15 protein-coding genes are annotated in these 12,493 nt (G+C 48.5%); 10 read left to right on the forward strand and 5 right to left on the reverse strand.

Annotated elements, in window-relative coordinates:
* Positions 1-2: 2 nt before the first annotated feature.
* Genes AC9UEP_RS00485 through AC9UEP_RS00495 form a run of 3 tightly spaced genes read left to right on the forward strand, consistent with a single transcriptional unit; the run spans position 3 to position 2,138 of the window.
* Positions 3-437, forward strand: a complete 435-nt coding sequence (locus AC9UEP_RS00485; RefSeq protein WP_509543002.1) for an SRPBCC family protein — start codon at positions 3-5, stop codon at positions 435-437.
* Positions 438-1,382 carry an ROK family glucokinase gene (locus tag AC9UEP_RS00490; RefSeq protein ID WP_509543004.1) on the forward strand — a complete coding sequence of 315 codons (945 nt, stop codon included), beginning with the start codon at positions 438-440 and terminating at the stop codon, positions 1,380-1,382.
* 54 nt (positions 1,383-1,436) lie between these two features.
* Positions 1,437-2,138 (forward strand): lysophospholipid acyltransferase family protein, encoded by a 702-nt coding sequence (locus tag AC9UEP_RS00495; RefSeq protein ID WP_509543006.1) that lies wholly within the window; start codon positions 1,437-1,439, stop codon positions 2,136-2,138.
* On the opposite strand, the gene AC9UEP_RS00500 is transcribed toward AC9UEP_RS00495, so the two are convergent.
* Positions 2,135-2,833, reverse strand: a complete 699-nt coding sequence (locus AC9UEP_RS00500) for a PD-(D/E)XK nuclease family protein (protein ID WP_509543008.1) — start codon at positions 2,831-2,833, stop codon at positions 2,135-2,137. The genes AC9UEP_RS00495 and AC9UEP_RS00500 overlap by 4 nt on opposite strands.
* Before the next feature lie 15 nt (positions 2,834-2,848).
* On the reverse strand, positions 2,849-3,490 hold the full coding sequence (locus AC9UEP_RS00505; RefSeq protein ID WP_509543010.1) for a LysE family translocator: 642 nt from the start codon (positions 3,488-3,490) through the stop codon (positions 2,849-2,851).
* A 119-nt stretch (positions 3,491-3,609) separates the two neighbouring features.
* Here AC9UEP_RS00505 and AC9UEP_RS00510 point away from each other — a divergent pair, with 119 nt between their 5' ends.
* The 5 genes from AC9UEP_RS00510 to AC9UEP_RS00530 all read left to right on the forward strand — a co-directional run bounded on the left by AC9UEP_RS00510 (position 3,610) and on the right by AC9UEP_RS00530 (position 8,351).
* Complete coding sequence (locus AC9UEP_RS00510) at positions 3,610-4,146, forward strand: PadR family transcriptional regulator (RefSeq protein WP_509543011.1); 537 nt, start codon at positions 3,610-3,612, stop codon at positions 4,144-4,146.
* Positions 4,143-5,240 carry an inositol-3-phosphate synthase gene (locus AC9UEP_RS00515; protein WP_509543013.1) on the forward strand — a complete coding sequence of 366 codons (1,098 nt, stop codon included), beginning with the start codon at positions 4,143-4,145 and terminating at the stop codon, positions 5,238-5,240. Before AC9UEP_RS00510 ends, AC9UEP_RS00515 begins: the two co-directional genes overlap by 4 nt.
* An 83-nt stretch (positions 5,241-5,323) precedes the next feature.
* Positions 5,324-6,067 carry an enoyl-CoA hydratase-related protein gene (locus AC9UEP_RS00520; protein ID WP_509543015.1) on the forward strand — a complete coding sequence of 248 codons (744 nt, stop codon included), beginning with the start codon at positions 5,324-5,326 and terminating at the stop codon, positions 6,065-6,067.
* A gap of 9 nt (positions 6,068-6,076) precedes the next feature.
* A complete protein-coding gene (locus AC9UEP_RS00525) occupies positions 6,077-6,907 on the forward strand; it encodes an SDR family oxidoreductase (RefSeq protein WP_509543017.1) in 831 nt (276 codons plus the stop codon).
* Positions 6,908-6,941: 34 nt separating this feature from the next.
* A complete protein-coding gene (locus tag AC9UEP_RS00530; RefSeq protein WP_509543019.1) occupies positions 6,942-8,351 on the forward strand; it encodes a purine-cytosine permease family protein in 1,410 nt (469 codons plus the stop codon).
* Here the strand turns inward: AC9UEP_RS00530 and AC9UEP_RS00535 are convergent.
* From AC9UEP_RS00535 to glnA, 3 genes are read right to left on the reverse strand one after another with little or no spacing between them, the layout of a single operon-like run.
* On the reverse strand, positions 8,326-9,120 hold the full coding sequence (locus AC9UEP_RS00535; protein ID WP_509543021.1) for a Na+/H+ antiporter NhaA: 795 nt from the start codon (positions 9,118-9,120) through the stop codon (positions 8,326-8,328). The two genes, AC9UEP_RS00530 and AC9UEP_RS00535, sit on opposite strands and share 26 nt — an antisense overlap.
* Before the next feature lie 29 nt (positions 9,121-9,149).
* The gene (locus tag AC9UEP_RS00540) at positions 9,150-9,827 is read right to left on the reverse strand and encodes a TetR/AcrR family transcriptional regulator (protein WP_509543023.1); all 678 of its coding nucleotides are present in this window, start codon (positions 9,825-9,827) and stop codon (positions 9,150-9,152) included.
* Between the two features lie 29 nt (positions 9,828-9,856).
* A complete protein-coding gene (gene glnA, locus AC9UEP_RS00545; protein WP_509543024.1) occupies positions 9,857-11,290 on the reverse strand; it encodes a type I glutamate--ammonia ligase in 1,434 nt (477 codons plus the stop codon).
* Positions 11,291-11,444: 154 nt separating this feature from the next.
* Between glnA and AC9UEP_RS00550 the strand changes: the two genes are divergently transcribed.
* Both AC9UEP_RS00550 and AC9UEP_RS00555 read left to right on the forward strand, forming a co-directional pair.
* Positions 11,445-11,831, forward strand: coding sequence for an RDD family protein (locus tag AC9UEP_RS00550; RefSeq protein WP_509543026.1), 387 nt, complete (start codon positions 11,445-11,447; stop codon positions 11,829-11,831).
* Positions 11,832-11,840: 9 nt separating this feature from the next.
* Positions 11,841-12,491 (forward strand): UbiA family prenyltransferase, encoded by a 651-nt coding sequence (locus AC9UEP_RS00555; protein WP_509543028.1) that lies wholly within the window; start codon positions 11,841-11,843, stop codon positions 12,489-12,491.
* Positions 12,492-12,493: the final 2 nt, after the last annotated feature.

Here is a 12,493-nt window from a genome sequence, read left to right on the forward strand (position 1 = left end):
CCATGACTGAGAAGAGCTCTTCCACAACAATCATCGATGCCCCACTTGCCGACGTACAGGCGGCCCTATTTGATATCGCCACCTATCCCGAATGGCTTACCTCCATTAAGAAGTCCGATGTCTTGGAAAGGGATGATCAGGGGAGAGCTATCAAGGCCAAGCTCGCTATCGATGCGGGCATGATGAAAGATCGTGTCACTCTCGATTATGACTGGAGCGCGGCTCCCGCAAGTTTGTCATTTACTATGGATGAAGCAGATTTACTCACGCAAATGGATGGTACCTATCTGCTTAAGGCGATAGATGCAGATTCAACGCAGGTAACTTATGAGCTCACTGTGGCAGTCTCACTACCTGTGCCAGCAATGATGATTACCAAGGCCCAACAACAGACTATCGATGCAGCCCTTAAAGAGTTAGCCGCGCGAGTTTCCTAGATGGGCTACACGGTAGGCATCGACATCGGTGGAACGAAAGTTCTTGGCGGAGTTGTCGATGAGACAGGTGCGCTCATTAGACGAGCGCGTAGAGATACACCTGCCGAAGGTGGCCTAGCGCTCACACAGGCTATTGCAGATGTTGCGCTAGAACTCATGAAAGATGATGAGATTAAATCTGTTGGAGTCTCTGTGGCCGCCTTCATCTCTGCAGATCGTAAGACAATTCTGGCCACGCCAAACATTAAAGATTGGAATGAAGTCAATCTTGATTATGAACTCACCTCGCGTATTGGTTTGCCAGTGGTCATTGAAAATGATGCCAACTCCGCAGCCTGGGGTGAATTTAAATTTGGTGCAGGTCGCGGGAAAGACAATATCTTAATGCTCACCGTTGGAACCGGAATTGGTGGCGGAATCGTAGTAAATGGCAATCTCCATCGTGGATCATTTGGAATTGCGGCAGAGATTGGTCATTTGCGGATTGTGCCAAACGGCCTGCTCTGTGGCTGCGGCGCACATGGATGCTTTGAACAATATGGTTCAGGAACTGCCCTGCTTCGCCATGCGCGCGAAGCTATTCAGGTGAATCCCGATCGCGCCAGCAATATTCTTAATCGCGGTGATGGCTCAATTGCAGGAGTCAAAGGCAGTGCCATTACCGAAGCTGCGCACGATGGTGATGAATTAGCATTGTCAATCTTTGAAACAACTGGTGATTACATAGGTGCGGGTATCGCATCCCTTGCTGTCATTCTTGATCCAGAAGCAGTTGTTATTGGTGGGGGAGTAATTGATGCAGGTGAGATTCTGCTCAACCCGATTCGCACTAGCATGGATAAGTACATGCCTTTTGCGGGAAAACATCCGCATCCGCAGATAGTTGCTGCGCAGTTGGGTAATGAGGCTGGATTGGTCGGAGTTGCCGATCTTGCACGCATCTAGAGCGCAGGGCTGGACTTTTTACACAATAGAAGAGATTCGCGGTAAATTACTTCGGTGAACAACCTTCCTTACGGAACGCTTCGTGCGTTCCTGACTCCCTTCTTGATGTTGTTGTTCAGACCAAAGGTAAAGGGTCTACGTAACGTTCCTGTTTCCGGACCGCTCATTCTTGCCTCAAACCATTTATCCTTTAGTGATTCCATCTTCATGCCCTTAGTCGTTCCACGTAAAGTGACCTTCCTTGCTAAGAGTGAATACTTCACTTCACCTGGACCTAAGGGTTTTATTAAGAAGCTCACCTTTATTGCACTTGGACAAGTACCAGTGGATCGATCGGGTGGAAGGCGTAGTGAGGCTGCCCTGATTACTGGTCTGCAAGTTCTTTCAGCCGGAAATTCACTAGGTATTTATCCAGAAGGAACCAGGTCCCCTGATGGTCGTTTATATAAGGGCCGCACTGGAATCGCGCGCCTGGCAATTGAATCTGGCGCACCGGTTATTCCAATTGCAATGTTTAACACCGACAAGATTCAACCGACTGGAACGGTTGTTCCCAAGGTGATGCGGGTAGGAATTACATTTGGCGAGCCGATGTATTTTGAAGGCGATTCAACTGACCTGCAGTATTTGCGCGAGATCACAGACCAAATCATGAAGCGAATTCAACAGTTATCCGGGCAAGAATATGTTGATACCTATGCGGTGAAAGCGAAGAAGTCTAAAATCAAGGACGAAAATAACGAAGAGAACGATTAATCAATCTGTAACTCTGCACGTTTAAGCAGGTAGTTACAGACGGTGCACTCCGCTCCGGATGCCGGCATCCCACCTTCGATAGTTGAAATGAGCTCTTCCAGAAGTGCGGTAAATGTTGCGGTGTCACGTTCGACTGGAACATAGTGTTGGTTTACTCCGAAGCCGTGAGAATTCGACGCCAGCTCACTGGCGGATGTCTCTGTCACCCCTGCCAGCTTCCAAATCAGCAGACCCATTGAGGTGACAGGAAATGGCTTTCCCTTATCGGGGTTCTCCAGCGCATGCGCATATGCCTCAAGCTGGGGAGCATAAAAAGGCCCGTTATCACGATCTGAATCAGAGACCTTGCAATCAATAATTCCGACAGTGCCATCTTCGTAATGACCCAATAGATCATAAATTCCTAATATTTTCCAACGTGTTTCAAAGCCATTGATTTTAATGGGAGAACTCTTTACCCATTGCCCCCATTGCTTGACTACACCGGGCTTTAAGGTGGAAGAAATATCTGGCATTGATGCGCGCCGGAAATGCTCTTCCTGTGAATCTGCCAAAGGTTTGACCAGTGGAAATTCTTTCTTCATATCAAATTTGAACCAGTACTTGAGCCAGAGGCAGCGCTTACACGTTGATAATCCGAAGGTGAGATCAGATGGAGCAATCGTGTCGCGGGCCGGAACCTCTGGTTTATTCATAGCGACATTCTCTCGCTATGAACTGACAACTGCGCTAATCAGCACAAGAATTCCAAGCACAATCATGACCGTTCCACCGGTTGCACGTAACCCTTCAAGGCGCCGGGCATCAGTAGCTAGCCACTGCCTGGCAGTGCCGGCAAGTAGACCCCAAGTACCATCAGAGATAAATGCCAGAACGCAGAAGACCAAGCCCATAAAGAGAAGTTGCGCGGTGACATTGCCACCATCGATATCAACAAATTGGGGAAGGACAGCGGCAAAGAAGACGATTGCTTTGGGATTAAGGACTCCCACCCAGAATCCATCCCGGATCGAGCGCCCAACACTTGGCACACGCGGTCCCTGATTGGTCATATCAGCTGCATGCTCAGAGCGTTTCCTAATCGCATCGATACCGAGGTAGATCAGATAGAGCCCGCCACCCCATTGCACCGCCAAATAGGCAAGATCAAAGCGCGCAAGTATCGGACCGAGTCCCAAGGCAACGAGTGTAGATAAGACGAGTGAGCCCGAGACATTTCCAGCAACGGTCAATACGGCAACCTTGCGCCCCCAGGAGATGGCTCGGGCAATGACGAATAGGACGCTGGGTCCTGGAGCCAGGATGATGATGATCGCGGCCACCATGTATTCAAGCAGGCGCGTTGGAATCACCGGCACAGGGTAGCGCCGGGGCGTGTCGATTTGCGATTGGCGCCTGATTCCAGTTAACTATCGCCTAGATATATCGATACGATATATACAGTAGTTATAACCATTTCGGAGGCAGAAAAATGCGATCACGCGCAGATTCACTGGAGTTCGCCCTTCTCGGTCTGCTCTCAGATTCTCCGCTGCACGGGTATGAGCTCCGTAAACGATTGATGACAATTTTTGGCCCATTTCGGGCGCTCTCATTTTCAGTCCTCTACCCGCAACTTAAGCGCATGGTGATAGCTCAAAGCATTGAAGCTAAAGAGGTCGGTGTGACATCACGTCGCACCCGCATCGTCTACACAATTACCGAAAAAGGCCGGAAGCGTTTTGCTGAACTCAACGGTTCTGTCACTGCAGATGCTTGGGAAGATGAAGGCTTTGGAGTGCGTTTTGCATTCTTTAGCCCGACCACAATGAATAACCGAGTAAGAATTTTGGAGGGGCGCCTGCGTCGCCTTCAAGATAAGGCAGAGGCGCTGCGTACTGATCTTCAGGCGCAACCTCTGGGGATAGATAAGTATCTCGAAGAGTGGCGACGCTTTTCACTCGAGTCACTCGAGCGCGAGATTTCATGGTTAGAAACAATGATTAAGAGTGAAGGGAAAGTAAAGTGAATATAAAGACTGGATCTGGAGACATTCGCGTTGCGATTGTTGGAGTTGGAAACTGTGCCAACTCGCTTGTGCAAGGTGTTACCTATTACAAGGATGCAGCTGTGGATCAGGAAATTCCTGGACTTATGCATGCAGTAGTTGGCAGCTATCACGTCAACAATACTAAGTTCGTAGCAGCCTTTGACGTTGATGCCAAAAAAGTTGGGTTAGATCTCGCCGACGCCATCTGGGCCAGTGAAAATAACACTATTAAATTCTCTGAGGTCGCCAAGACTGGCGTCACTGTGCAACGTGGAGTCACCCTCGATGGGCTTGGTAAGTACTACAAGGAGACTATCGCTGAATCTACCTCCGTCCCAGTTGATGTCGTAGCAACCCTGAAAGAGGAAGCCGTTGATGTATTAATCTGCTACCTTCCTGTTGGCTCGGAAGAAGCGGCAAAGTTCTATGCCCAATGTGCAATCGATGCTGGTTGTGCGTTCGTTAATGCGTTGCCGGTATTCATTGCATCAGATCCTGAATGGGCGAAAAAGTTTGAAGATGCCGGCCTTCCTATCGTGGGCGATGACATTAAGAGCCAGGTCGGTGCCACAATTACTCACCGCATTATGGCTAAGCTATTTCAAGATCGCGGAGTTCACCTTGATCGCACCTACCAGCTCAATGTGGGTGGAAATATGGACTTTAAAAACATGCTGGAACGCGATCGACTTGAATCAAAGAAGATTTCTAAGACAAATTCAGTAACATCACAGCTTGAGCACGACTTAGGCAAAAAGAATGTACACATCGGGCCATCTGATTACATCCCATGGCTTGATGACCGCAAATGGGCTTATGTTCGTCTTGAGGGGCGCGCATTTGGCGATGTTCCTTTAAACCTCGAATACAAGCTTGAGGTATGGGACTCACCAAACTCAGCGGGAGTCATTATCGATGCCCTGCGCTGCGCAAAGTTGGCTCTGGATCGCAAGATTGGTGGAGCGCTGCTTTCTCCGTCATCCTATTTCATGAAGACTCCGCCAATTCAATATACAGATGAGCAGGCTCGTGTGGCTGTAGAAGAATTCATTTCAGGAGTTCTGGTTAGCTAAAATAAGTTGAAGAAAAACCCCGGGTTCTGAATTAACAGAATCTGGGGTTTTCTTTCTTCCCAATCTCGCTTTAGGATGAGGCAATGAGTGAGATCACCAGCACCCGCATAGGCCAAACACAGGTAATTCGCCTCAATCGCCCTGCGAAAATGAACGCGATCACCCGCGATATGTATGCGGAGTTAACTTCTGCGCTCAATGAGGCTGCCGGAGATTTTGGCGTGCGCACGGTAGTTATTACCAGCGAAGGTGATCATTTCACTGCCGGAAATGACATCAAAGACTTCATGGCCAATCCACCAACGGAGGATTCATCAGAGGTCGCACGCTTCTTAGCTGCTCTCCTTGAATTCCCAAAACCACTGATTGCTGCCGTAAAAGGAAATGCGGTCGGAGTGGGAACAACGATGCTCTTGCACTGTGACATCGTGATAGCTGCGCCTAGTACCAAATTTTCAATGCCATTTACCTCACTAGGTTTAGTCCCGGAAGCAGGCTCTTCAAAGTTATTTCCCGAACTCGTGGGTTATCAGCGAGCTGCTCGGATCTTCATGACAGGTGATGCATTTTCTGCCGATGAAGCTAAAGAGATGGGGCTAGTCGAGAGTATTGCTACGGATCCAGAGAAAGTGGCGATGGAGATCGCCGAGCGTATAGGGCACCAACCACTGCAAGCGGTCATCAATACAAAGGCGCTCATGAAGGCCGGCAAACATGACGCTGTTGCCGCGGTAATGAAAGCAGAGTTTCAGATCTTCGCACTTGCCTTGCAATCTGAGGAAGCGGCAGAAGCGTTTATGAAATTCATGTCCAAGAAGAGCAAATAGGGGAGAGCGATGTCACTACAAGGAAAGAGAATCTTCATTACTGGAGGCTCTCGCGGCATTGGTTTAGCCATCGCACTACGAGCTGCTGCAGATGGGGCTCATGTCGCGATTGCGGCTAAGACTTCGGAACCCAATCCAAAGTTGCCTGGAACAATTCATTCGGCAGCCGAGGAGATTCGGGCCGCTGGCGGAACAGCCCTACCTATTCAATGCGATCTTCGTGATGAGAATCAGATTGCAGATGCAGTTGCGCAAGCTGCCAAAGAATTTGGTGGCATAGATATTCTGATCAACAATGCCAGTGCGATTAATCTGACTCGCACCGAAGATACTCCAGCAAAGCGATTTGATCTTATGTTCGACGTCAACGTGAGAGGCACCTTCCTTACATCCCAAGCCGCGTTACCGCACCTTCGTGAATCAGCCGGAGCTGGGCGCAATCCACACATTCTCACCTTGTCACCTCCACTTTCTATGAAAGCTAAGTGGTTTAAGAATCACGTTGCATACACCATGGCTAAATATGGAATGAGTATGTGTGTTCTTGGCATGGCTGAAGAGTTTAAGCGAGACGGAATTGCCGTTAACGCGCTCTGGCCTCGCACCGCAATTGATACTGCTGCGCTGCAAATGATTCCTGGAGTGGATACCGCTGCCTGCCGCAAACCCGAGATACTTTCAGATACCGCCTACATCATCCTAAATCGCAATTCAAAGGAATGCACTGGCAACTTCTTCGTTGATGATGAAGTTCTGGCATCAGAAGGAATCACAGATCTGGAGAAGTATTCGGTAGTTCCCGGAACGAAAGATTTCTTGCTCGATTTCTTCTTAGACTGAGCAAATATTGGTTAGGTCATCTAAACTCCCGTACATGAACCTGGAACTCAACGGCACTAACGTAATCGATGAGAGCGAGCGTGGCGGTAAAGCGTCCTCGCTCTTCTGGCCTTGGTGTGGGGCAAATGTTTCGTTACTGGCCCTCTCATATGGCTCATTCTTCCTAGGCTTTGGTATCTCGTTCTGGCAGGCAAGCGCTGCCGCTTTTCTGGGAACCGTTCTCTCCTTTCTTCTCGTTGGCGTCAGTTCACTTGCCGGTAAGAAATCAAATGCGCCAACGATGGTTCTATCTAGAGCAGCCTTTGGAGTAAAAGGCAATCTTCTTCCGGGACTGCTTTCCTATCTAATCTTTGTTGGTTGGGAGACAGTTCTTGTCTCTCTTGCAACGTTAGCTACCGGCACCGTTTTCGTGCGCGTTGGCCATCTGGATCGTGACACCGCGATGGTCCTTGGTTTTGCGATAGCCGTTGCACTGACTGTCTCAGCTGGCGTACTGGGCTTTGGCGTCATCATGAAACTTCAGCGCTATCTAACAATTATTACCATCACCATGACCTGCGTATACATCGCGCTGACAATCAACAAAGTTGATTGGAGCCTTGTGACATCTATGAAAGCCGGGAGCGTGCAGGGCTTTATTGGAGCACTGATCTTCGGTGCAACCGGAATTGGCTTAGGTTGGGTAAATTCTGCTGCTGATTACTCGCGATACTTGCCTAGAACGATCTCCAGTAGAAGTGTGGTTGGTTGGACCGTTTTAGGAGCATCAGTGGTACCAATCATCTTGGTTATCTTTGGTGCTGCCCTTTCTGCTAGTAGTGAAGATTTGGCGGGTGCGATTGCCAGTGACCCCATCGGCGCCCTCACGACAATACTTCCCACCTGGTATCTCATTATCTTTGCTCTCGTCGCAATTTTAGGTTTGGTCGGTGGAGCGATACTTAATCTCTACTCATCTGGACTCACGCTGATTTCATTGGGTTTGCCTGTGAAACGACATGTTGCCGCTTCACTTGATGCATTGATCATGCTAATAGGAGCTATTTACTTTGTTTGGGTTGCAGATGATTTCTTCTATCCATTCCAAGGATTTCTCATCACACTGGGCGTTCCAGTTGCCGCTTGGTCTGCAATATTTGTAACTGATGTATTGCTGCGAAAGCGTTATGACCAGAATGATCTCTTTCGCATAGAAGGTCGATATGGCGCATGGAATTTAGGATCAATTGGTCTTTTAGTTTTTGCAACAATCGTTGGCTGGGGATTTGTCACTAACGGATTTGCTAGTTGGCTAACATGGCAAGGATATTTCTTGGGCGCACTTGGTGGCAAAGAGGGGCAGTGGGCATATGCAAATCTGGGAGTCTTCTTTGCTCTCGTAATTGGTTCTGTTGGATATGGCTTACTCGCGCGAAAAACTATCGTGCAACAGGAGAGCGCTTAAGCCAGAGGAGTCCAAGAAGGCCAGAGATTAGAGCTGAAATAAAAAGCCCAGCTCGAACCTGATCAAGCTCAACATCAGATTTCACCGTAATTTCGGCGATCACCATCGAAACTGTCAGACCCATGCCAGATAGGAAGCCGATTCCGATGATGTCGGTAAGTAGGACATTTCTCGGATAGTCAAGAGAGGCAATCTTCACAATTAGCCGGGCGGTGAGAGTTATGCCGAGAACTTTTCCAGCAACTCTGGCTGCAATAATTGAAAGTGAGATGGCAGATGTTGCCTGCGAGAAATCTAATTGAGCCAGCAGATTAATGGCAATGTAAAGCGGAATAATCAAGAAAGTAACGACGGGTGAGAGAACTCTGATGAGTTGGGCGCGAAAGGGGAGCAGGCTTCCAATGGCTGCGGCGCCTAGGGTGTAGATAAAACTATCAAGGTGCAGTTCGGATCTAAAGAATATGCCGATTACTACTAGCGAGAAGAAATCATCAGCAATCGCAAGTGTGAGAAGAAAAAATCTCACTTCAGGTTTAATCCGTTTTCCAAGGAGTGAAAGTGCACCCACGGCGAGTGCCACGTCGGTGGGCATGGAAACTGCCCAAGCGGGTGAGTCTGGATTCAGGGCGATAAAGATAATTGCTGGTAAAAGCATCCCGCCCAGTGCGCAAATCCCCGGCAAGATCGCATCCTTAGGTTTTTCCAGTCCATGTCGGATTTCAAGTCCGATTAATAGAAAGAAGATAAAAGTCAGGATGTGCGAGAGCATGAACAAACTCTAATGGTTAAGCGAGGTGGTTAGAGAGTTAGGCCCGCCCCGGAAAGGGCTCGAAGCCCCGCTATTGCATAAATCTGTGCGCTTCGAATCTCCAACTCCGAATCGTTACCAGATTCAATTCTTACGGAGGCTGCTTCGATAGTGTTTTGGAGATAACTCATGGCACCGCGGATATCGGTAAGGCCAATTTCTTGTAGTGGCGCAGAAATTGTCGTCATCAGATTTCTATGGCCCTGAGAGATTTCATCTCTTCGAAACTCAGGAATCGTTACTGCGTTAAGGCTTTTAATCAGTATGTGACGACCATCGACTACATACTGCAGAGCCTCTGCTATCCAAAGCTCTATATGTTGGTAAGGATCTTGCGTTCCAATAACAGCATGGGAAAGACGCTTTTGGTAGAGGGCAAGTTCCTCAATAACTAAATCGGCGACGAGATCTGCAGAGGAGGAGAAGTATTCATAGATGGAAGAACGAGCAAGTCCCGCTCTCTGCGCAACTGCTGCAACCGTGATACTTGCGGGCCCAGATTCCAGTGCGATAGCAAGTGCGGCATCAATGAGTTGGCGCTGGCGCATGGCGCGCTGCTCGACAATTGTTGCTGCCTGAATCTTTGGGGACACGGCGTAATTATTGTATGCATTTCCAGGTGATGCCACCGGAAGTGATGTGATGTTGGAAATAGAAAACCCCGCCATCGCTGACGGGGTTTTCCTAACGCTATCTCTTAGATGTCGTAGTAGAGCTCGAACTCAGCTGGATGTGGACGCAGGCGCACATAATCAACTTCATTCTTACGCTTCCACTCAATCCAGGTTGAGATGAGGTCCTCTGTGAAGACTCCACCCTTGGTGAGGAATTCGTGATCCTTTTCCAGGCTGTTAAGAACTGCGTCCAGTGAACCTGGAACCTGAGGGATACTCGCTGCTTCTTCAGCTTCTAGTTCATAGAGATCCTTATCAACTGGAGCAGGTGGTTCAATTTTGTTCACGATTCCATCAATGCCAGCCATCAGCATCGCAGCAAATGCAAGATATGGATTAGATGATGGATCCGGGCAACGGAACTCAACGCGCTTAGCCTTTGGTGATGATCCGGTAATTGGAATACGGATACATGCAGAACGGTTACGAGCTGAGTAAACCAGGTTTACTGGCGCTTCATAACCTGGAACCAGGCGACGATATGAGTTCACAGTTGGGTTTGTGAAGGCAAGTAGTGATGGAGCGTGCTTTAGAAGTCCGCCGATATACCAACGTGCTATATCTGAAAGATCGCCATATGTGCCAGCTTCGAAGAAGAGTGGCTTGCCGTTCTTCCACAGTGACTGGTGAACGTGCATACCAGAACCGTTATCTCCAAAGAGTGGCTTTGGCATGAAGGTGGCGGTTTTGCCACCTTCCCATGCAACGTTGCGAATAATGTACTTAAACTTCATTAGCTCATCACCAGCAGAGAGAATGTCGGTGAAGCGATAGTTGATTTCCATCTGTCCTGCAGTACCCACTTCGTGGTGTGAACGCTCGACCAGAAGACCTGCGCGACCGAGTTCCATCACCATTTCATCTCGAAGATCTGCAAACTGATCTGTTGGTGAGACTGGGAAGTAACCACCCTTGATGCGTGTGCGATAGCCACGGTTAGGTGTTCCATCTGGATCGGCAACGATGCCGGTATTCCAAGCACCTTCATATGAATCTATGTGGTGGTAAGCCTCGTTGATGCCAGTCTTAAAGCGAACCGCATCAAAGACGTAGAACTCAGCTTCTGGTGCAAAGAACGCCTGATCTGCAATACCAGTTGACTTCAAGTAATCAACAGCCTTCTTCACTACACCGCGTGGGTCGCGTGAGTAAGGAGTGTCATCTGTTGGGTTGTGAACAGAGAAGATTATAACGAGAGTTTTTTCAAGACGGAATGGATCAATAAATGCTGATTCTGGTACCGGGAGCAACTTCATATCTGACTCATGGATTGATTGGAAACCACGAATCGATGATCCGTCAAACATAAGCCCATCGGTAAAAACAGCTTCATCAAATGATTCAATTGGAACGTTGAAGTGATGCTGGATACCTGGAAGGTCGGTGAAGCGAACATCAACAAGCTTCACATCTTCCTTCTTGATGTATGCAAAAATTTCGGTTGAATTCTTAAACATAGTTACTCCCATTTAAGGCTAGTGATTGCCCAGCGAAATCGTCTTTGCGAGCTCAACTTTGAGTGCGCCTGATGGAGTGAAGGTTAGTTCTGTTGCGTAAAAATGTCATATTCCCTGTGTTACAGCCGTGTTACATCACACTAGGCTTAAGCCCATGACTGAACAGGCATATCCGCGGGTGAGCCAAGGCCGTCGCCTTGCGGGCATCACCATTGATTGGTTCGCCTGCTATGCGATAGCTCTTGGCTTCTTTGCCGGATCAGGCACTTTGGCTGATCGAGTGCCTAACGCTCGAATCCCGCTTCTTATCCTGCTCTTTGCGGAGTACTCGCTCTTGATCGCACTTACTGGAGCATCCTTTGGCCATCGCTTAGTGGGGCTTAAGGTCGTCCGCTTTTCAGATGCTGGACCGGTAACTCCTGTGCAAGCTCTCATTCGGACGGCGTTTCTTTTGCCACTGGTTACCGCGATCACCTTCGATGAAAATGGTCGAGGGATTAATGAGAGGTTTTCCAATACCGTTTTAGTGCGTAGTAGATAGTTATTGCTTGTGTCGAAAATATCTGCGCTCCTGAAAGCATCACACTTTGGCCCCACCGTGCTTGTTACAACGATTTCCTTCTTCTTCGCCCGCCATTATTGGTGGGAAGGTCCGGCATGTGTGATTGCATTTGGAGTATTCGTGGGTCAGCTCATTGTTGGTTGGAGTAATGATCTATATGACTATCAGGATGATCTCTCGCACCAACGGATGAAGAAGCCACTAGTATCTCAGACAATTACATTTGATAAACTTCGCAAGTGGACCTTCTGGATGATTCCGTCTGCTTTCTTTGCAAATCTTTTTGGCCCACTGGGCATAAAAGGCGGCCTGGTATATATGTTGGGAATCGCCTGCGGAGTTGGTTACAACTTCTACTTTAAGTTCACAGCACTGTCTCCGCTTCCCTATGCAGTTGCATTTGCGGCGCTTCCTTCATGTATTGCGATATCGAAGGAGATTACGCCGCCACTGTGGATGTGGCTTGGGGGAGCAATCTTCGGCGTGGCAGCACATTTCATCAATGTGCTAAAGGATATGAAGAAAGATCAGCAAAGCGGAATTCGTGGCCTGCCGCAACGACTAGGTAGCACCGGCTCAATAATTACAGCTGGTGTTCTGATTATTGCTGGAGTTCTTCTACTTCTTTACTCCCGCTAGGG

Origin of the sequence: Candidatus Planktophila sp., assembly GCF_040402315.1 — a bacterium.
GTDB lineage: Bacteria > Actinomycetota > Actinomycetes > Nanopelagicales > Nanopelagicaceae > Planktophila.